Origin of the sequence: Providencia rettgeri, assembly GCF_013702265.1 — a bacterium.
In the GTDB taxonomy this organism is placed as follows: domain Bacteria; phylum Pseudomonadota; class Gammaproteobacteria; order Enterobacterales; family Enterobacteriaceae; genus Providencia; species Providencia zhijiangensis.
Genome location: NZ_CP059348.1, coordinates 3,433,598 through 3,454,315 on the forward strand (window position 1 = coordinate 3,433,598; position 20,718 = coordinate 3,454,315).

The window sequence follows — 20,718 nt, forward strand, 5'->3', positions numbered from 1 at the left end:
GTTCAACCTACTAAGTTTTCTTGGTAATTAACATCTATTATGCAATCGCAACCTTGGAATCAGTGAATGTATGTCCATCACTGGTTAACTGAAACTTACTGACCGATTCCTGCAACTCTTCAGTTTGATGTTCTAATGAACTTGCCGCTGTTGCCACTTGCTCAACTAAAGACGCATTTTGCTGTGTCACACTGTCCATTTGGGTGATGGCAACACCCACCTGTGCGATACCTTTACTCTGCTCCTCCGAAGCTGTCGTGATTTGTTTCATAATCGCGGTTACTTCATTGATCCCTTGTAGAATATTGCCCATTGTCGAGCCCATCTCATGCACCAAATGCGTGCCTTTTTCCACACACGAACTCGATTCTGCAATCAGCTTTTCAATTTCCATTGCCGCATCAGCGCTGTGGCTGGCAAGCTTGCGAACTTCGGCAGCAACCACCATAAACCCACGACCATGGACCCCTGCTCGCGCTGCTTCAATGGAAGCATTCAATGCCAAAATATTGGTCTGGAAGCTGATGTCATTCATCATACTGATGATGTCAGAGATTTTTTTGGCACTCTGGGAGATCTCATCCATCGTGCTCACCACTGACTCAACAATCGCATCCCCTTGATTAGCAACTACAAAGGCTTCAGCAGCCAATTGGTTGGCTTGGTGGGTATTTTCCACATTCAACTGCACTGCTGCTGTGATTTGCTCCATGCTGGCCGCGGTTTCTTCCAAGGCTGCGGCTTGCTCTTCCGTTCGTGATGAAAGGTCACTATTGCCGTTAGATATTTCTGTCGCACCGCGATAAATACTTTCGCTACCATTGCGGATCGTCAACACCGCATCACGTAAACTGTTCTGCATCTCTTCTAATAATGGGAAAAGCTTACCGACACAGTTACGACCAAATGGCTCGATTGGCTGGCTTAAATCCCCCTTCGCAATCTTATCGAAATATTGGCGGATCAGCTCCAGCGGTCGTTGCATCATCTTAGCCAAATAGCGGTCAGTGAAGATCAAAATTAGCAAACCAAAAATGGTCGCGATGATAATCACTACTCGCGTCATATTCATGTGCTCATCAACCGCTTCCCGCGTGTGCTCAATCATCACATCCGCAGTTTGGTTAAACTGTGTGATAGCTGCGCCGAATGTGCGGCTCAATGCTGGCGTGACATTATGGGCATGCGCCAAATAAGCCGCCTTATCATCCCCCATGGAAATGGCTAATTGTGGTTTCACGCCTTCATCGAGCAGCGCTTGCCAGCTATTAATCACTTGGTCGGAAATGGCTTTATCCATCGGCCCCGGAGAAATGGACTTCATCTCCTCAAGATAACGCTCCATATTCACGAGTGCGTCTTTGACCAAGGCGTAATCCCCTTCCTTGCCCTCATTTTTGGTTTCCATCACGCGGGTTAAGCGAGTGACAAAACGAAAATACTGGTCATTGCCCTGACTCAGTACCGTCATCTGTTTCACCAGTTGTCGGTCAACATGGATACCGTCAGAAATACGCGATAAGGACCAACCGCTATACAGGCTTATGCCCCCAAGGTTTAGGCATAAAATGCCAAGTAGTACGAGCATCACAGCACGTATTGAATAATTTCGAAGTTTCTGCATGGAATTTCTCTTTTGATAAAATAAAATGATCTTTGTTTAATTTATCGGCGGTAAAAGAGAAAAATTTAATTATTTTCAATTGCTTTCTGACTTTTAGACATCAAAAAAAGCGCAAAATAATCCGATTAAAAATTAGCTTAATGATTGATTTTAGAGACATAATGCCTGTTTTTTATCCACAAACGTTCCATTTTTATACAATCACCCTATCTTCCAGTTTGTGATTGACCTCCCAAAGTATTGCTCTGTTTCTGTAAGAAAACACCATCATCAGGTTCTGTAAATATAAGCAAAAATCTGTTTTATCTCTTGAGCTTCCCCCTACGGGAAGCTTTATGGTTCAGAAGTTCCATAAGAACTCGAATAAGAGAAATACAAACCTGCTTAAATTTCGCACCCTTATTTTTTATTTAAATAACAATATCTTATTTTTGGAGTAATACTGACATGAAAAAATTGTTATTCACTGCACTATTGGTGGCGTCATTTTCCTCTGTTGCAGCAAGCCAAGTTGTTGACCTGTACAAAGAAGAAAGTTGCGGTTGCTGCCATCTTTGGGGCGAAGCAGTAAAAGCAGCAGGTTATGACGTGAAAATTCACGATGTCACCTATCAAGAGATCGATAAAATCAATCAAGAAGCCAATTTACCTAACTCACTACGCAGCTGCCATACCGCCAAAATTAATGGCAAATTGGTTGTTGGTCACGTTCCTCTCGATAGCTTAGCGAAAATCAATACACTACCTGATGACGTTGCAGGTATTGTTGTCGGAGGTATGCCAGCGGGCAGTTTAGGCATGGAGCAACCAAGCGGATTTAAACAAGCCTATTCAGTGATGAGTTTTAAAAAGAATGGTAGCCAATCCGTATTTGCTCGTTATTAGTTTTCTATAAAAAAGGTACAGCAAACCCTCGCTGTACCTTTGGCAGTGATTACTACATCTTAATTTGAAAAATTAACGGTATATCGGTAATACATTAAACTGCGCTAACAACTGACAAATAATACCAACAACACCAAAGGCTATAACTGCATAGATTAGCCCTTTGCCTCCCCACACTTTAAACGTCGAGTTAGGGAAACGCTCTCTCACTTTTAATGCCATGACTGCCGGGCAAATAATTGCCCAGATACACGCCGCCATCCCCGCATAAGCAATCGCAATTAAGAAACCATTTGGGAATAACATACATAAAACTAGAGGAGGTATAAAACATAACAGTGCCGCTTTCATTCTGCCTGAAGAATTATCATTAAAGTTTAGTGACGCCAGAATGTAGTCGAATAAACCAATCGCAACCCCTAAGAATGAACAAAATACAGCACTAATCGAAAACCATAATAAGAATGTCGCAATATGTGGGCTGCTTAATACCGCATACAGTGACTCAATAAACGCATCGAGGTTTCCGCCTTTATTAATTATGGTTAGGAATTCTGTTCGAGGTAAATTCCCCATGGTGCCCAATATCCAAAGGAAATAGAGTATTAAAGCCAGTACACAACCAATCACACAGCTTTTAACCACTTTACGTTCATTTTCATGATACAGCTTATACAAACTACAGACGTTACCGTGATAACCAAACGAAGTGATGGCATAAGGAATAATAATAAAGACAAATGGCAGTAAAGATAACTGACTATCGCCTACTGGAGACGTTAATAATAAGTCAGTTTTGACAATTAAGAATAACCCTGAGAAAGCGAGAATAAATAAAACAATTTTAATAAATAAAAATAATGATGTTAATCGACTTGCCGCAATACCACTCCACCAAATACTTGCACCTAACAGTAAAGTGAAGATAACAAATATCACTCTTAAGTTAACATCAAATCCATATATTGCCGACGCTTCTTTGATAACAGATCCGGCCGCAGAAATATAAGCATATATCAATATATATAAAACAAATATTAATGCTGCATTGGCAATATAACAGGCCCATTTTGGTAATAATTCTTTTGAAATATAAAAATAGTTAGTGCCGGCTCCATATTTGGATATACATTCTAAAATATAGATCCCTGAGTGAAACATAAAGAAACAAACAATCAGTAATATTACTATCGAGTTAATAAACCAAGCTCCAGCCATAATGGTTGGCAAGCTAAACATACCTGCCCCGATCATGGCTCCGCCTAGCACAAAACCCCCTACCATTATGGAGGGTTCTTTCTTGGCTGCCGAATTGTTCATGTTGGTCACCTTAAAAATAAGGGATAAGGTTCCCGCATTGCACGGGAACCCGCAGAACTACCTATTATTTGATGGGTTTTAATCTTGCAGTGAAGTGTCTTAATACTGGTGGCTCATATTCGAAATCTAAACCTTTCAGCGTTGCGAATTTATCTTTCAAGCCAATCAGAGCATCTGCAATGTAATCCATATGGTCGTTGGTATAAACACGTCGTGCAATAGTTAAACGCATGAATTCCATATCAGCATGTTTTTGTTTGCCCGTTTCAGGATCACGACCTAATAGGAATGAACCAATTTCAACAGCACGAACACCTGACTCTAAATACAGCGCGTTAATCACAGCTTGCGCAGGGAATTGGTCACCTGGGATCTGTGGAACCAGTTTTTTACAGTCCACGAACACAGCGTGTCCACCAGTAGGATACTGAATTGGGATACCGCCTTCACGTAAACGGTCACCCAGATATTTCACCTGACCGATACGATAATGCAGGTAATCTTCCCCAGCCCCTTCTTCTAAGCCTTGTACCATTGCAGCCATATCACGACCCGCTAAACCACCGTAAGTCACGAAGCCTTCCATTGGTACGCAGCGCTGTCTTGCCAACGTAAATATTTTCTCGTCATTCTTAATACAGACCAGACCACCAATGTTTAACAGTGGATCTTTTTTCGCTGACATAGTGAGCGCATCAGCGTATTTGTACATATCCAGAATGATTTCTTTAATTGTGGAATTTTTATATTTTGGATCACGCTCTTTGATGAAATATGCGTTTTCACAGAAACGTGCAGAGTCCATTACCACAAAGATATTATGCTGTTTTGCGATTTCATAAACTTCTTTCAAGTTATCCATCGCAACTGGCTGACCACCCGCACTGTTACAGGTGATGGTAGAAACAATCGCTACCACGTTTTCAGCACCATGTTTTGCAATATTATCTTTTAATTTTTGAATATCGAAATTGCCTTTCCAATCATCATAAGTTTCTGAGTCATAGGCTTTTTCGGTAACAATGTTAATCGCTTTACAGCCATTTAATTCAACGTGGGCAGCGGTAGTATCAAAGTGGAAGTTAGAAATAAATACCGGCTTTTTCGCGCCGCCTTGTTCTTGTTTCACTTTCAGTAAAACAGGGAATAACATGTTCTCAGCACCACGACCTTGGTGAGCAGGGATCACATAGTCGTAGTCAAACATCTCTTTAACTTTATCTTTTAAATCATAATAGTTACGAGAACCCGCGTACGCTTCATCACCCGTGATCATCGCGGCCCATTGGTGGTCGCTCATTGCGTTAGTACCGGAGTCCGTTAACAAGTCAATATAAACAGCACTACTCGGTAATAAGAATGGGTTATAACCCGCCTCTTTTAATGCCGCTTCGCGTTCTTCTCTTGATGGAATACGGATATTTTCTACCATTTTAATACGGAACGGTTCAACGATTCTTTTAGCCATGATAATACCTTTAATTTTTCATTAAATAATAAAAACAAAAATTCGAACTTATAAAAATAAGCGAATAGATCTTGAGAGAGAGAAAAAAGAAAGGTTATTTATGCGGAAAGAAAAAGGCCAAAGAAATATCAATATTGAACCATTTCTTCAAATAGAAGAAGCGCCTCGACATTAACAACTCACTTAAAAGAAACATACTATGACTCCCATTTGCAAGGAATTAGTACAACCTTGAGTATGGTATATAACAATTCTTAGATAAAGATAATAGCAATTGTCTATTATTTTTACCTGCATCACAAAAAGCGTTAAATCCCACTCCGCACTATGATTAGGGTCACAATATTATTTATCTTAATAACCATTAAATAAAGGTTAATAAATTGAGGTTATTTTATAATTAAATAATAGATAGTAATTTTAAACTTAATTTTCTAACGTTAAAAAGTCATTTAAAATCGAATTTATTTTAATTAAGTAAAGCCTTATACAAAGGCTTTACTTTTAGTAAGGATTTTAACAATCTAAATATAACTATTATTTTCCAAACAGTTTTTGAGTGTACTCTTTAGATACTGCGCTTCGCTTACCATCCGCCTCAAAGTAACGATCCACATGGCATTTTTGCTCGTTAATATCGCAAAAAATTCCATTGGCAAACGTCATCGCCGTTTTATCAAAATCGCCACCTTGCTCAATTGCTTTCGCGCGTTTATCACCTAAGTATTTTTTCGTTAGTGCAACAGAAACGCCCTCTTTGGCGCTAACGCACACATATTTATCGCATAACACATTCTTTTCTGGGGATTTTAAGGCTGAAGTCGATTTTGCTGACGCCAACATTGGTAATGCCGCGATCGCAAGCCCTACGAGACACACTGCTTTTAAGTTCATATAACGCCTTTTTTTGAGTAATAACACAACTGCAATATCACATTAGAGTTTTATTTTGTGGATAAATTCCCAGTCGTCACCACTATTTAATGTTTACTGCTAACTCTATCCACTTAGTGCATGATTTAAACTTTTCATTAACACTTTCAATTGTTATTTATTGCAGAAAAGATGAGTGTATAAGCGGCAATTTAAATAATAAAAATACCTGCAACTCTGCATTCAACCCAACTAAGCACCCCATAAGAGAGTGATGTATGACAACAGAGACAGTCGCGATTAAATCTTTTGGCACCACAAAAACCACCTCGAAAGTGTTATTTATCTGCTGGATGAGCATTTTATTTGAAGGCTATGATGTTGGCGTGATGGGCGCTGTTCTTCCCACTCTCGCAGAATATAAACAGTGGAATCTCACCCCTTTAGAACTTGGCGCTCTTAGCAGCTACGCTTTAGTCGGCATGTTTTTTGGGGCATTTATTATCGGTACGCTGAGTGAACTCTACGGGCGCCGCCGTATGCTTTTAGCCTGCGTCACGCTCTTTTCATTGACGATGCTTGCCGCTGCCCTTGCCCCAACACCTTGGATGTTTGGGTTGATGCGTTTTATTGGTGGCGTTGGACTCGGGGGTGTTATTCCCGTAGCAGCCGCGTTGACCATCGAATATTCCCCTGCTGAAAAACGTTCTTTTAACTACGGCATTATGTATTCCGGCTACTCATTGGGGATCCTCAGCGCCGCACTGGTCGCTATGTGGTTGCTAGAACAATTTGGATGGCGCAGTGTGATTGGCTTTGGTGCATTACCGCTTTTGTTAATTTGGCCGATGGCACGTATCTTGCCTGAATCCCTTGAATTTCTAACTCACAAAGGGCGCCACACCGAAGCACAATCTCTGGCACAGAAATTAGACGTTGAATATCAAGCTCCACCCGCACAGCAAAAACAGCAACCTCAACGTTTGAAAGAGATAGTCTCCGTGGTTTTTGCGTGGACACATTTGCGCGCAACCGCGTGTTTCTGGATAGCCCTATTCTGCGGCATGTTGCTGGTGTATGGCTTAAATACCTGGCTACCGTCGATTATGCGCAAAGAAGGCTATAACTTAGGTTCCAGCCTAACTTTCCTTGTGGTATTTAGCTTAGCATCCGCATTAGGGGGCTTATTCTTAGGAAAAATTGCAGATAAACGCGGCGTTCGCGGCTCGGTTGCCTTTTTCTTCTTGCTCGGCGCGATAGGCATTGGCTGCATGGTTTTCAAACAAAATATCTATATTAACTATTTACTTGTGGCGTTTGCTGGGGTCGGCAGTATTTCCGCAGCGCTGATTTTAACTGGCTACATCGCCAATTATTACCCATCAAAAGCCCGTGCTTCAGCGACTGGCTGGGCATTAAGTTTCTCACGAATTGGTGCGATGACGGGGCCTATGTTTGGTGCGTATATCGCCAGTTTGGGGATAGCGACCAGCTGGAACTTTATCGCCTTCTCGGTGGTGGCGGTGATAGCGGCAACAGCCGTGATTTTACTACCACGAAAATGCCCATAGATAGCGGGTTAGCCAGTAAATAGAGGTAAATTGGCAAATAGGGGCATATCGCCCCTATTCAATTTTGAAACTAATACTTTGAAATTAATACGCGAGACGATAATGTACCTTCTCACCTGCGGTTAACGCTGGCAAATCACTGTAATTACTTGATAATTCAATAAACCCACGTAATTCAGGAATATATAATTTTTGATACCATTCTAGCTCTGAGCGGCGATGCAATTGATTGCTAGCAAAATCGAGGATCAAACATTTCTGTCCGCTTCTCGCTGATTCCATCACCAACAAGCCATCGTCCCAGATAACCATATCTTGCAGATGGTTATAACCCGCTTCCTTGATTAGCTTAAAATTCCCATCTTGATACTGATAAAGGGAAAATAATCGGCGGGAAGGCTCTTGAGCCGCCAAATAAATATCCCCTTTCTGATTCTGAACCGCCTCATTAATACGAATAGGCAACCATCGATGGCTCACTACGTTTTTCTGCGCGATGTTCACCACCACTTCAAGAGAGCCCATTTCGTTACCGTAGCTGTACCACACAATCACATTGCCATCATGAACCGCATAAGAAAATGTCGAATTATCCGCGATTTCTTCAGGATAAAAACGCTTCACAAGCTCACGTGGATCCATCAAATATTGCCACGTAAGCCCTTTATCCGTGCTGGTGAAGATCTTTTGGTTGTCGATCAAGACATAAGGCTCCCCCTGACCACTTTGGTACATTTTCCCGGTAATTGCCGCATAAATGTATTCACCATACCCATCTTTCCAAGGTGTTAGAGGCGTAATCGAATTATCCGCTAAATTCACAGTACGATACCCATCGCGCACCATTAAAAGGCACTGAGACTCTTCACACACCGCGTTATAAAAACTGTCGCTAAATTGCGTGATAAAACGCACGCCATCTTTATTGGCAAATAACACCTGATAACTATCTTCCTGTGCAGGCGAAAACAAATCTGACCGATTGTAATAGTAGGATGAGCGGCCATTTTTCTGGGCAATGATCAGCGTGCCGTCTTTCGCAGGATACGTTTTGGCATAATCATAATCCGCAATATAAGCATTGCTCTCTTGGCTATTCTCTTTCCACTGCCATGGCGTATCATTCCCACCAAATACCAGTATCAATGTTGATCCAATACACACCAAGAAAACGGCACCCGTCACCAGAAAACGCCAACTTAGAAATGGATTCATTAGCGTACCTCCATAACATAAGTGTCTTTACCTTGTTGGCGTCGTAATGCGCTCAAGACAGCTTGGGTTTGGTAATAGCCATTACCCCGTTTCGAAAATCGATAATAAGCCGCCATACCAAGGGCAATTAAGAAACAGATACCCAATGTTATCGAGCTGGCAAAACCAATAAATATCAGGTCATTATCGAGCAAATACAGCCAATCCCAATAATCCCAGTGATTTCCCCTGTCAACAATATCGCTAATTGCTGTCGCGCCAAAAATCGCCAAGAATAATGCCAAAATAATGCCCGTGATCCCCCATAACGCCAGATACAGTCCGCGTTCTTGCGCCATACCTCGGGCAGACAACGTGTAAGCTAAATTATCTTGGTGGTTATACAGACCAAATACGACGCTATCAGGAAACCCATCTTCGACTTTGGAGTGATAGACTTCTACCTCATCCCCTTGAGCGAGAAAAAAGCTGTGGTTATTAAAGAAGGGTTTTGAGCCATCTAACTTGAGGTTTAAATGGCTTTTATTCACTTGAAGCTCTACTTCATTGCGGGTGTATGTTCCCCCACGATAATAATATTCAATCGTCTTGATACTCTTAATATTCACTTTGCCTTTTGTCACCTGTAACGCGGTTTCAGGGATAGGCTTTTGCTTTCGAGAATTTATTTTGAGTGGTTTGGATTTCGGGTTTTTAATTCCTTCAATCTGAATCAGACTTTCGCCAGAAATTACCTGAAACTTGCCCGCTATCACTAAATCTAATGCGCGTAAGATGGTTTTTCGTTTTCGGCTAAAAATAGTGAAGGTTTGTGAAATGCACATAGACAGCAGAACAGCCCCCACAAAAGCCGCCATGCCTAATAATGACCCTAAAACAATTAACCATGTGCTCTCTTCATCATTAAACACGCAAAAAAATGCGGGGATAAAGAGTGCAGCAAGCCCAAAAGAAAGCAGGTACTGCTTTACTAACCCTTTGTCAAATTTAAGGTTTCTATCAGGTTCCAAACGGCCATGTTCTGGGTGATACACCCAATTGAGCCAATAGCTCCCATCATTCAGTTGTTCAGCAGAAATAATCAACGTGTCGTCTTTATTCAATCGTTCCAAAAATATTTGACTGTTTTCAAAATCTTCAGCATTGAAAAAAAACACTTTATCCGAAGTTATTAGTCTCACCATGCCCTCTGGTGAAACCTGTTTATAATCGCACTGAATTAGCTTAACGTGAAAATATTGAACACCCATCAATGATGCCTATTTGTTATAGTTAATTTAACATTATGATAATAAATAAAGGTATATTGCCCTAGTTAAACTTGCCCTATACTAGAACAATTCAGATAATTACAGGCTCAAAGGCAATCAGTTAAAAGCTGATAAATGCCTGTTTTACTCTTAAAATGCAACCAGACTCTAGTAAAGGAAATAATTACTGCTAGACTGGCGCAGATGAGTTATTTTGAATACATTACATCCCAAGAAACCGTTATTTTATCCCTACCGTTAACGACAAATTTGAATAAACGCGATGACATCAAAACCGGCCTACAAGCAAATTCAATCTTACATCCTACGGAGTATTGATTTAGGGATTTTCAAACCCGAAACTCAGATCCCCACTGAACTTGAGTTATGTGCCCAATTTAATGTTAGCCGTATGACGGTAAATAAAGCGATTTCTGAACTCAGCCAGAAAGGTATCTTAAATCGGATTGCAGGAAAAGGGACTTTTGTTGCTACTCAAAAGCATGAACTCCCCGTCACCAAAGCCTTTGATATTTTTGATGAAATTTCAGTTAGTGGGAATAAATATGCAGGCCACCAGCTACAGCTAAAAATCATCCCTGCCACTGCAGAAATTGCCCTACAACTTGGTGTCACGGAAGGCAGCGATATTGGCTACTGCAAAATGCTGCATTTTGAAAATGACATTCCACTGATGCTAGAGGAACGCTATGTGAATCATAGTATTGCCCCTGAATTTGTTCAGCAGCATTTTGGCAATAGTGAAACTCCAAGCGGCTATTTACAGCGCCATTTCCCTGTCAGTGAAATGGAGCACACCATTGAAGCAATTTTGGCCACTAAGCCTATCGCTCAAGCCTTATCCATCAAAGAACATGCCCCTTGTTTGCAGCTAAGCCGCCGTACATGGACAGGCAGCACGTTGATCAGCTACGTCAATATGATCAGCGCAGGCTCCCGCTATAAATTGAAATTACATTCCCGCATTGAAAGTTAATCTTTGGTAATAAACATTCATCAAATAAAGCTGTTACCAAATAAAACAAGCATAAAAAATGGGGCACTCTGGCCCCAAAACGACTGATAAACAACGAAAATACCGTTCGATAATCTCCACATCACAGACATTACGTCAGGTATCAACACATCAACATCACAACAAATCATTTTCTCACAACAAAGATAACTACATGCCTTGATAAATAGGTCCTTCTCCCCCTTGCGGTGCTGTCCACGTAATATTTTGCAGAGGGTCTTTGATATCACACGCTTTGCAATGCAGGCAGTTCTGCGCATTTATTTGCAGTTTTTCCTGCGCCTGATCATTCACTATTTCATACACACCCGCAGGGCAATATCGCGTTTCCGGTGAAGCATAAGTGGATAAATTCACGCGAATAGGAATTTCATTATCTTTTAAACGTAAGTGGCAAGGCTGCTCTTCTGCATGGTTTGTATTGGATAAAAACACCGATGAGGGTTTATCAAATGACAGTTTGCCATCCGGTTTTGGATAATGGATCGGCTGAAATTCACTGGCAGGCCTAAGCCCTTGGTGATCATCCCGTTTGAGTTTAAGCGTCCAAGGGCTACGCCCCTTTAATAACCATTGCTCAGCCCCGAACATTAACGACCCCATCACTAACCCTTTTTTCATATACGGCTTGAAATTACGGGTCTGATAAAGTTCGTCATACAACCAGCTTTGTTCGAACTTTTGCTGAAATTGGCGGGTAAATTCTGCGTAATCGACGCTATCTTCGACGAACGATTCAAATAAAGCCTCTGCCGCTAACATGCCGCTTTTCACCGCGCAGTGGCTACCTTTAATGCGCGCTGCATTCAAAAAACCTGCATCATCGCCAATTAATGCACCGCCGGGGAAGCTTAGCTCTGGTAATGCGGATAACCCCCCCGCCACCATGGTACGCGCCCCATAACTCACGCGCTCACCTCCTTGCAAAAAAGCACTGAAGGCAGGATGAGTTTTTAAACGCTGAAATTCATCGAATGGGGATAAATAAGGATTTTCATAATTCAGCCCTACCACCAGCCCCACAGCGACTAAGTTTTCCCCATAGTGGTACGCGAATCCGCCCCCATAGGTTTGGTTATCCAACGGCCAGCCGATTGAATGCACCACGAGCCCCGCTTGATGCTGCTCTTTAGGAATTTGCCAAATCTCTTTAAGGCCCAGTCCATAAGTCTGTTTACCGCGGTTTGCCGCTAAATCAAAATGAGCAATTAACTGTTTACCCAGTTGCCCTCGGCACCCTTCAGCGAAAAAAGTCATTTTGGCTAACAGGTTCATACCGGCTTGATACATGGCTGTCGGGTTGCCCTGTTTGTCTAGCCCCATGTCGCCAGTGGTGACGCCAATAACCTGTCCTGCATCATCAAAAAGGATTTCGGTAGCCGCAAACCCCGGGAAAATATCGACACCGAGTTGCTCCGCTTCTACTGCAAGTGCTGCGCTGACTTGCCCAAGGCTGCCAATCACATTACCGTGGTTTTTCAGGCAAGCAGGTAACAAAGATAATGGCAATTTGCTGGCTTTGTTCTCTTTGAGCCATAAAAAACGATCTTCACTGACGGCGGTGAGTGAGGCAGAAATGGTTTGCTGCCAGTCGGGTAATAACTCATTCAGTCCACGCGGATCGATCACTGCGCCCGATAAAATATGAGCCCCAACTTCGGCGCCTTTATCAATTAAGCAGACGCTAAGCTCCCGACCGGTTTGTAACGAGAGCTGTTTAATGCGAATTGCCGCCGATAATCCTGCGGGCCCACCACCGACAATCAGGACATCAAACTCCATGGATTCTCGCGCACAAGACGCCGAAACATTCGCGCTATTGTCGATAGTCATTTTGCTCTCTCCTACGCCAGCGCTTTATCAAATTCAGGTAAGATCTCAAACAGATCCCCCACAATGCCGTAGTCTGCCACTTGGAAAATCGGCGCTTCCGGATCGCTGTTAATCGCCACGATCACTTTGCTCTCTTTCATGCCCGCGATATGTTGAATGGCGCCGGAGATCCCAACTGCAATATACAGATCTGGCGCGACGATCTTGCCCGTTTGTCCGACTTGATAATCATTTGGCACATACCCCGCATCCACTGCCGCACGGGAAGCCCCCACCGCAGCCCCTAATTTGTCGGCAATGGTTTCCAGCAAAGCAAAATTCTCACCGGAACTTAAACCGCGCCCCCCTGAAATCACCACTTTGGCAGAGCTTAATTCCGCACGGCTCATCTGGGTTAATGACTGGCTAGTGAGCGCCGAAAGTTGGGTGAACTGTGCAACAGACACAGGTTCGATTCCTACAGGGGACTGGGTTGCAGCCGCTCCTGAAAATGCTGAGCTGCGTACGGTGATCACCACCTGATTGCCATTGTTTTGCACCGTCGCCAACGCATTTCCGGCATAAATTGGGCGGACAAACGTTTGTGCATCCACCACTTGGGTAATATCCGAAATCTGGGAAATACCCAGCGTGGCAGCGACGCGAGGGGCAATGTTTTTACCAAATGTGGTCGCAGGAAAGATAATGTGGCTATAGCCCTGCGCCACGGCAACCACCGCGCTCGTCATGGATTCCGCCAGCGCATTTTTGAGCGGTTCGGCATCGACGGTTATGACTTTTTCGACGCCGAGAATGGATGCCGCGGATTGTGCCACCGCAGCCACTTGGCTTCCCGACACCAGCACATGCAAGCTTCCGCCCTGTGCAATGATTTCGCGTGCCGCCGTTATGCTGTTATAGGTTGAAGATTTAATGGTTTGGTTATCGTGCTCAACAACGACTAAAACGGATAATTGGCTCATGTTCAGGCTCCCTGTTAAATCACTTCTTTGGCTTGCAGTTCAGTCACTAACGTGGCGGCATCATTCAACATGGTGCACTGCCCAGAACGCTTTTTCGGTTCCATCACGTTGACGATTTTTACTTGCTCTAATGGGCTAAAATTCAGTGTGGAAATATCAATGATGTCTAATGGTTTTTTCTTTGCCTTCATGATGTTAGGCAATGTGGCATAGCGAGGTTCATTTAAACGCAAGTCGGTAGTCACAATCGCAGGCAATCCCATGGATAAGGTTTCTAAGCCGCCATCGATTTCACGCGTGACTTGCAACGTTTCGCCCTCGACCACAATCTGCGAAGCAAATGTCGCTTGTGCACAACCCAATAGCGCCGAAAGCATTTGCCCAGTTTGGTTGCAATCATCATCAATAGCTTGCTTGCCGAGTAAAATTAAATCCGGTTGCTCTTGACTCACCACTTGCTGCAAAAGGCGGGCAATATCCAGCGGCTCTAACACCATTTCTACTGGCTTTTGAATCAAAATGGCTCGGTCAGCCCCAATCGCCATTGCACTACGCAGCGTATCTTGCGCCGTGGCTTCACCAATGGAGACTGCAACTACTTCGGTAGCTTTGCCCGCTTCTTTCAAGCGTACCGCCTCTTCTACCGCAATCTCATCAAACGGGTTCATCGCCATTTTGACATTCGCCAGCTCAACTCCAGAGCCATCGGCTTTAACCCGTACTTTGACGTTATGGTCAATGACCCGTTTTACTGCGACTAAAATTTTCATAACCACTCCTATCGCGCACTTTGTTACTGCTATTTTTGAGTTGAGGGAGCCCATAGCAGTGAATATTTTCACTGCTAGGACGCCGTCACTGACTATTTTTATCGTTGGAAAATTAAGATGTTACCTAAGAAATAAACCTTATTTGGTTTCTGGCAATATCAGGCTTGGCGCCACTGACATTGGCCAAATTTTTACCGCGACATAGTAGATGATACTGGTGGCCACTAAACCGACAATCCACGAAATATCCACGCCGCCTAGGCTATCGACCAACGGGCCTGTATAGAATCCGGTGGCAATAAATGGCATTTGGATCAATACGCCAACCACGTAGGTGATGATCCCCACTTTGTTCCAGCGACCATAACGGCCATTCGGGTTGGATAATTGCGGAACATCGTAGCGACCTTTCGTCACCCAGTAGTAATCCACTAAGTTAATCGCACTCCATGGCGTAAAGAACGCTAATAAAAACAGCAAGAAAGCCGAGAACAGTTTTAAGAATGAATGTTGCCCAGCCAGACCTAAAGCCGTCGAAAAGCTCACCATGAGGATAATAAAGAACAGACGCTGCCCACGGGAAATCTGGTGTTTACCACGGAAACCACACCAAATCGCCGCCATCGACATAAAGCTACCGTAAGCATTCAGCGCGGTAATCGTCACTTTGCCAAAGAAAATGCTGATATACAGCAGCGCTGCAATTAAGCCCGTGCTGCCTAAGCCAACAATGTAGGAAACTTCATGACCCGCAAATTGATTGCCAGCAAGCGCTGCCGCAAACACCCCTAGGATCATCGAGGCTTGAGTCCCGATCACCGTACCTGAACCCACCGCTAAAAACGCTTTAATGGTTGGGGTTTTGGTTGGCAAATAACGGGAGTAATCCGCCACATAAGGGCCAAATGCAATCTGCCAAGAAGCCGATAGCGACATCGCTAATAGGAAATTTGTCCAATCGAAATGACGATTTGATAATAATACCGAGACGTCATTCATATAGAACAGACGGAAGAACAGGTAGAAGAAGGCGATAACGCCGACGACACTCGCCACTTTACCGAGAATGTGGATGATGCGGTAACCGCAGATAGTGATACCGATGATCACAATCCCAAAAATCACGATCCCCATCCAATCACTGACATTCAGTAATTGCCCCACAGCCTGCCCCGCCAATACTGTCCCACTGGCCGAGAATCCGACGTACATCATGCAGACTAATAAAATCGGGATGACCGCACCATAAACCCCAAACTGCACGCGGCTGGAGATCATTTGAGGTAGACCCAGCTTCGGACCTTGTACTGCATGGAGCGCCATAACCGCGCCCCCCAGTAATTGGCCGATAAACAAGCCAATCAACGACCAAAAGACATCGCCCCCCAGTACAACCGCTAGCGCACCGGTGACGATTGCGGTGATTTGTAAGTTAGCCCCAAACCACAGTGTGAATTGGCTCGACAACGTCCCGTGTCTCTCAGATTCAGGAATATAGTCAATGGAACGTGCTTCGATAAGCGGAACATTATCTTGGCGAGACTGCTTTTGCCCGATGATATCGTTGGAAACTGTCATGGTAATTCCTCTTTAAGCAAGGCTGGCTTAAAGAATGAACCAATTAGTCGTCAGTAATGAATTCTCTATGTTGTGAGCACAGACATTTGACGTGATGCAGGTATGTTATTGTTTTATCTACCCGTCATTAATAATTGAAATACATTCTTAAACCTGATTGTTGTTGTGTTTTTAAGTCCATGATCCTGTTGTCAGGGTAGTGCTCCTGTTATTGCTTAGATACTCATAGCTGGAAAAACCCCGATAAGTCCTGTCTTACCTATCGGGTCGATCACATCAAAATTAAGCGTCGAGAACGGCGCGCGAAATAATGATTTTTTGAATTTCTGACGTCCCTTCAAAGATACGCAAAATGCGGGCATCTCGTACATAGCGCTCTAGGGGTAGATCGCGAATATAACCATACCCCCCATGCAATTGCAGCGCGGCATCCGTCACAAAACCGGCGCATTCCGCCGCAAACAGTTTTGCGGTGGCTGATTGCAAACTAAAGCGCTGTCCAGAATCGCGCAGCTCAGCCGCGTTCCATGTCAGCATACGCGCGGCTTCCAGCTGGGTGTGCATATCAGCAAGCTTCCATTGCGTCCCTTGATAGGCTGCCAGGGGCTTCTTACCAATCTGGCGCTCTTTCACCCAGCCTAATGTACTTTCCATGGCTGCACGGGCGATCCCCAATGACGTTGCCGCCACTTCTACACGACCTTTATCCAACACTTCCATCGCCGTATGGAAACCCTTGCCCTCTTCGCCTAGTAATGCCGATTCAGGTAACCAGCAGTTAAGTGCTAACTCATAGATAGTGCTACCACGCAGTCCCATGGTTTTTTCTGGGTGAGAGAACGCGACGCCTTCTGTTCCTTTCGGGATCATAAACGCGCTAATGCCACGAGCTCCGGCTTCAACATCCGTTTTGGCATACAGCACAATAAAATCCGCTTCTTTGGCATTGGTAATATAGTGTTTGTTGCCACGAATGCGCCAACCGCCATTTTCACGGGTTGCTGTGGTACGCATATCCGCGGGGTTTGAACCTGCGGCTGGCTCTGTTAATCCAAACGCACCCAGTAATTCACCGCTTGCGGCTTTAGGTAACCAATAATTTTTTTGCTCTTCTGTTCCGCCAATCAGGATAGAATCAGTCGCTAAGAAATGGGCGGTCAATGCGGATGATGTCGAGGCGCAGGCAGCCGCCACTGCTTCAACAATCATGCTCATGGCAATACTGCCAATCCCAAAGCCGCCATATTGCTCCGGTAAGTTAATTCCCCAACAGCCCATTTCACCCAGCGCGGTTAAGCTTTCCGCACAAAAAATTTCTTCTTCGTCATAGCGTTGAGCGTTCGCTTGCAGGATATCGCGACACACTTTTTCAACGGCCTCTACAATGGCGTACTCGGTTTCATTAATATCAAAACTCATTGCATCGTCTCCGCGCTTTTTATCGTTGTGGTTGTGGCTGCTGATTTATAGCGTTCATTGCCTTCCCCAAGAACAGGGGCTCTTTGGGTGACCTTCGGTTTCACGCCATTAAAGAAAACAGGCTGAGAAATCAGAGGAGTACCGCCATCATTTAAGTGGGTTAATACTTGGCGAACTTCGGCATGCTCACTTTGCGTCGCTTGCTGTAAATTGTGAATCGGTGAGGCAGGAACGCCAGCATTCAGGAGTAAGTCACACACTTCCTCGACACTTTTTGTTCCTGTCCAGCGCTCAATTTCTTCACGTAGCGCCGCTTGGTTTACCGTACGAGTCGGGTCATTCAAGTAACGCGGGTCTTGGGATAGCTCCGGTTTCCCCATACATTCACAGAAACGCTGGAACAGTTTTTCACTGGCAATCGCGATCACCACCAAACCATCTTTTGCTTGGTAAGTATCAAACGGCGTGGAAACAGGGTGACGATTACCCACTAAACTTGGCGCCTTACCATTTGCAAATAAGTTAGATAACCCAGTGAGCTGCATACTGAGCAGCACATCCACCATGGCAACATCCAGATATTGCGCACCTTCACCGTGACGTTCGCGAGCAAACAGTGCGCTGCTAATCGCCCATGAGGCAAATACGCCCGCACAGACATCCCCGATGGATTCTCCACTGCGCGTAGGACCCGACTCTGGGGAGCCTGTCACGCTCATCAACCCAGACATGGCCTGTGCCACAATGTCATACGCTGGATAGCTCGCAAGGGGGCTGTTTTGCCCAAATCCTGAAATGCTGGCGTAGATAATGTTGGGATTAATCTGTTTGACGCTATCGAAATTGATCCCAAGACGCTTGGTGACGCCGGGGCGGAAGTTCTCCACCACCACATCACTCTCTTTGATCAATTGGAATAAAATCTGACGATCGCCATCATCTTTAAGATCTAACTCAATGCTGCGTTTTCCGCGATTGATCAGCCCGTAATAAACACTTTCACCATCAATAAAAGGACCAAGATGACGGCTATCATCACCATGATCAGGCACTTCGATTTTGATCACTTCTGCGCCCAAGTCTGCCATCATGCCAGTGCAGTAAGGCCCTGCTAGCACACGGCTTAAATCAATCACTTTGATCCCAGCCAGAGGCCCGTGTGGTTTTTGAGTCATTGCCGCATTCATCGTGAATTCCTTATGTGAGGCTAAAAGGTGCCGACTCCATGGAGCCGGCATTCGACATTACTTGACCATTGGCAAGTTAAGGCCTTGCTGCTTCGCACAATTAATGGCGATGTCATAACCGGCATCCGCATGACGCATGACGCCAGTTGCTGGGTCGTTGTGCAGCACACGAGCAAGACGTTTATCTGCGGCATCGGTGCCATCACACACAATCACCACACCAGCATGTTGAGAGAAGCCCATTCCCACGCCGCCGCCGTGATGCAAGCTAACCCACGTCGCCCCGCCTGCGGTGTTCAGCAGCGCATTGAGTAATGGCCAGTCAGAGACGGCATCAGAACCATCTTTCATAGATTCCGTTTCGCGATGCGGGCTGGCAACGGAGCCAGAATCAAGATGGTCACGACCGATGACGATAGGGCCTTTTAGCTCCCCATTTTTCACCATCTCGTTAAACGCGCGTCCCAATCTTTCCCTATCTTTCAGCCCCACCCAGCAAATACGCGCCGGTAAACCTTGGAATGCAATACGCTCGCGCGCCATATCCAGCCAGTTATGCAGATGCTTATCATCTGGGATCAGCTCTTTGACTTTTTGGTCGGTTTTGTAGATATCTTCAGGGTCACCCGACAGTGCCACCCAACGGAATGGACCAATCCCTTCGCAGAACAGAGGACGAATATACGCAGGCACAAATCCTGGGAAATCAAAGGCATTATTCACACCTTCATCTTTGGCCATCTGGCGAATATTGTTACCGTAGTCAAACGCTGCCGAGCCACGTTTTTGCATTTGCAGCATGGCATCCACCTGCACCGCCATGCTTTTCTTCGCCGCTTTAGTCACTTCGGCTGGCGCAGTTTGTTGCTTGTCACGCCACTGGGCTAATGTCCAACCTTGTGGCAGATAACCGTGTACTGGGTCATGGGCGCTGGTTTGGTCGGTAACTGAATCCGGCGTGATATTGCGTTTGACTAACTCGCTATACACATCCGCCGCATTGCCTAATAAGCCCACGGAAACTGGCTTACCGCTCGCTTTAGCTTCTTCGATATAGCCCAACGCTTCATCTAGGGAAGTGGCTTTTTTATCTACATAACGGGTTCTTAAACGGAAATCGATACGGCTTTCATCGCACTCAACCGCAATCATGCTAAAGCCAGCCATCGTTGCCGCTAAAGGTTGTGCTCCCCCCATACCGCCTAAGCCGCCAGTTAGGATCCAACGCCCCGCAGGGTTACCATTAAAATGCTGTTTTGCCAGTGAAACGAAAGTTTCGTAAGTGCCTTGTACGATCCCTTGTGAACCGATGTAGATCCATGATCCGGCAGTCATCTGCCCGTACATCATCAAGCCTTTGCGATCTAATTCGTTGAAATGATCCCAATTCGCCCAATGAGGAACAATGTTGGAGTTAGCAATTAAAACGCGTGGTGCGTCTACATGGGTTGGGAAAACCCCGACTGGTTTACCGGATTGCACCAGTAATGTTTGATCGTCTTCAAGGGTTTTTAAGACGTCTAAAATCTTGTCATAACATTCCCAGTCACGGGCTGCACGTCCAATGCCACCATACACCACCAAGCTTTGTGGATGCTCAGCGACATCTGGATCTAAGTTATTTTGGATCATGCGGTAGACGGCTTCAGTCAGCCAGCTTTTGCAGCTCTTTTGGCTACCGTGCGGGGCACGGATCACGCGTGTTGAATCTGTACGGTTTAACATTC

General features: G+C 44.8%; 16 protein-coding genes. 3 read left to right on the top strand and 13 right to left on the bottom strand.

Going from position 1 to position 20,718, the window contains the following annotated elements; genetic code table 11:
* Positions 1–37: 37 nt before the first annotated feature.
* Entirely contained in the window at positions 38–1,624 is a 1,587-nt protein-coding gene (locus H0913_RS15785) for a methyl-accepting chemotaxis protein (protein ID WP_181477575.1), read from the bottom strand.
* Positions 1,625–2,071: 447 nt separating this feature from the next.
* Between H0913_RS15785 and H0913_RS15790 the strand changes: the two genes are divergently transcribed.
* Positions 2,072–2,509 carry a DUF411 domain-containing protein gene (locus H0913_RS15790; protein WP_181477576.1) on the top strand — a complete coding sequence of 146 codons (438 nt, stop codon included), beginning with the start codon at positions 2,072–2,074 and terminating at the stop codon, positions 2,507–2,509.
* A 72-nt stretch (positions 2,510–2,581) separates the two neighbouring features.
* On the opposite strand, the gene H0913_RS15795 is transcribed toward H0913_RS15790, so the two are convergent.
* The 3 genes from H0913_RS15795 to H0913_RS15805 all read right to left on the bottom strand — a co-directional run bounded on the left by H0913_RS15795 (position 2,582) and on the right by H0913_RS15805 (position 6,191).
* On the bottom strand, positions 2,582–3,829 hold the full coding sequence (locus H0913_RS15795) for an aromatic amino acid transporter (RefSeq protein ID WP_154603474.1): 1,248 nt from the start codon (positions 3,827–3,829) through the stop codon (positions 2,582–2,584).
* 64 nt (positions 3,830–3,893) lie between these two features.
* On the bottom strand, positions 3,894–5,297 hold the full coding sequence (locus H0913_RS15800) for a tryptophanase (RefSeq protein WP_036956054.1): 1,404 nt from the start codon (positions 5,295–5,297) through the stop codon (positions 3,894–3,896).
* 537 nt (positions 5,298–5,834) lie between these two features.
* Positions 5,835–6,191, bottom strand: a complete 357-nt coding sequence (locus H0913_RS15805) for a YcgJ family protein (RefSeq protein WP_154603475.1) — start codon at positions 6,189–6,191, stop codon at positions 5,835–5,837.
* 257 nt (positions 6,192–6,448) lie between these two features.
* On the opposite strand from H0913_RS15805, the gene H0913_RS15810 reads away from it, so the two are divergent.
* The gene (locus H0913_RS15810) at positions 6,449–7,741 is read left to right on the top strand and encodes an MFS transporter (RefSeq protein ID WP_181477577.1); all 1,293 of its coding nucleotides are present in this window, start codon (positions 6,449–6,451) and stop codon (positions 7,739–7,741) included.
* Positions 7,742–7,825: 84 nt separating this feature from the next.
* On the opposite strand, the gene H0913_RS15815 is transcribed toward H0913_RS15810, so the two are convergent.
* Entirely contained in the window at positions 7,826–8,956 is a 1,131-nt protein-coding gene (locus H0913_RS15815; protein WP_181477578.1) for a hypothetical protein, read from the bottom strand.
* Positions 8,956–10,059 (bottom strand): hypothetical protein, encoded by a 1,104-nt coding sequence (locus H0913_RS15820; RefSeq protein WP_232368797.1) that lies wholly within the window; start codon positions 10,057–10,059, stop codon positions 8,956–8,958. The genes H0913_RS15815 and H0913_RS15820 overlap by 1 nt, the downstream gene beginning before the upstream one ends.
* Before the next feature lie 430 nt (positions 10,060–10,489).
* On the opposite strand from H0913_RS15820, the gene H0913_RS15825 reads away from it, so the two are divergent.
* Complete coding sequence (locus tag H0913_RS15825) at positions 10,490–11,203, top strand: UTRA domain-containing protein (protein ID WP_154603479.1); 714 nt, start codon at positions 10,490–10,492, stop codon at positions 11,201–11,203.
* Between the two features lie 189 nt (positions 11,204–11,392).
* Here the strand turns inward: H0913_RS15825 and H0913_RS15830 are convergent, their stop codons facing one another.
* From H0913_RS15830 to hutU, 7 genes are all read right to left on the bottom strand, one after another.
* A complete protein-coding gene (locus tag H0913_RS15830) occupies positions 11,393–13,075 on the bottom strand; it encodes an electron transfer flavoprotein-ubiquinone oxidoreductase (RefSeq protein WP_181477580.1) in 1,683 nt (560 codons plus the stop codon).
* 11 nt (positions 13,076–13,086) lie between these two features.
* Positions 13,087–14,037, bottom strand: a complete 951-nt coding sequence (locus H0913_RS15835; protein WP_154638810.1) for an electron transfer flavoprotein subunit alpha/FixB family protein — start codon at positions 14,035–14,037, stop codon at positions 13,087–13,089.
* A gap of 14 nt (positions 14,038–14,051) precedes the next feature.
* A complete protein-coding gene (locus H0913_RS15840; protein WP_181477581.1) occupies positions 14,052–14,807 on the bottom strand; it encodes an electron transfer flavoprotein subunit beta/FixA family protein in 756 nt (251 codons plus the stop codon).
* Between the two features lie 138 nt (positions 14,808–14,945).
* Positions 14,946–16,385 carry a purine-cytosine permease family protein gene (locus H0913_RS15845; protein ID WP_154603483.1) on the bottom strand — a complete coding sequence of 480 codons (1,440 nt, stop codon included), beginning with the start codon at positions 16,383–16,385 and terminating at the stop codon, positions 14,946–14,948.
* A gap of 282 nt (positions 16,386–16,667) precedes the next feature.
* Entirely contained in the window at positions 16,668–17,804 is a 1,137-nt protein-coding gene (locus tag H0913_RS15850) for an acyl-CoA dehydrogenase family protein (protein ID WP_132496621.1), read from the bottom strand.
* Positions 17,801–18,991 (bottom strand): CaiB/BaiF CoA transferase family protein, encoded by a 1,191-nt coding sequence (locus tag H0913_RS15855; RefSeq protein WP_181477582.1) that lies wholly within the window; start codon positions 18,989–18,991, stop codon positions 17,801–17,803. Before H0913_RS15855 ends, H0913_RS15850 begins: the two co-directional genes overlap by 4 nt.
* A gap of 57 nt (positions 18,992–19,048) precedes the next feature.
* Positions 19,049–20,716, bottom strand: a complete 1,668-nt coding sequence (gene hutU, locus H0913_RS15860; RefSeq protein WP_154599763.1) for a urocanate hydratase — start codon at positions 20,714–20,716, stop codon at positions 19,049–19,051.
* Between the last annotated feature and the right edge of the window lie 2 nt (positions 20,717–20,718).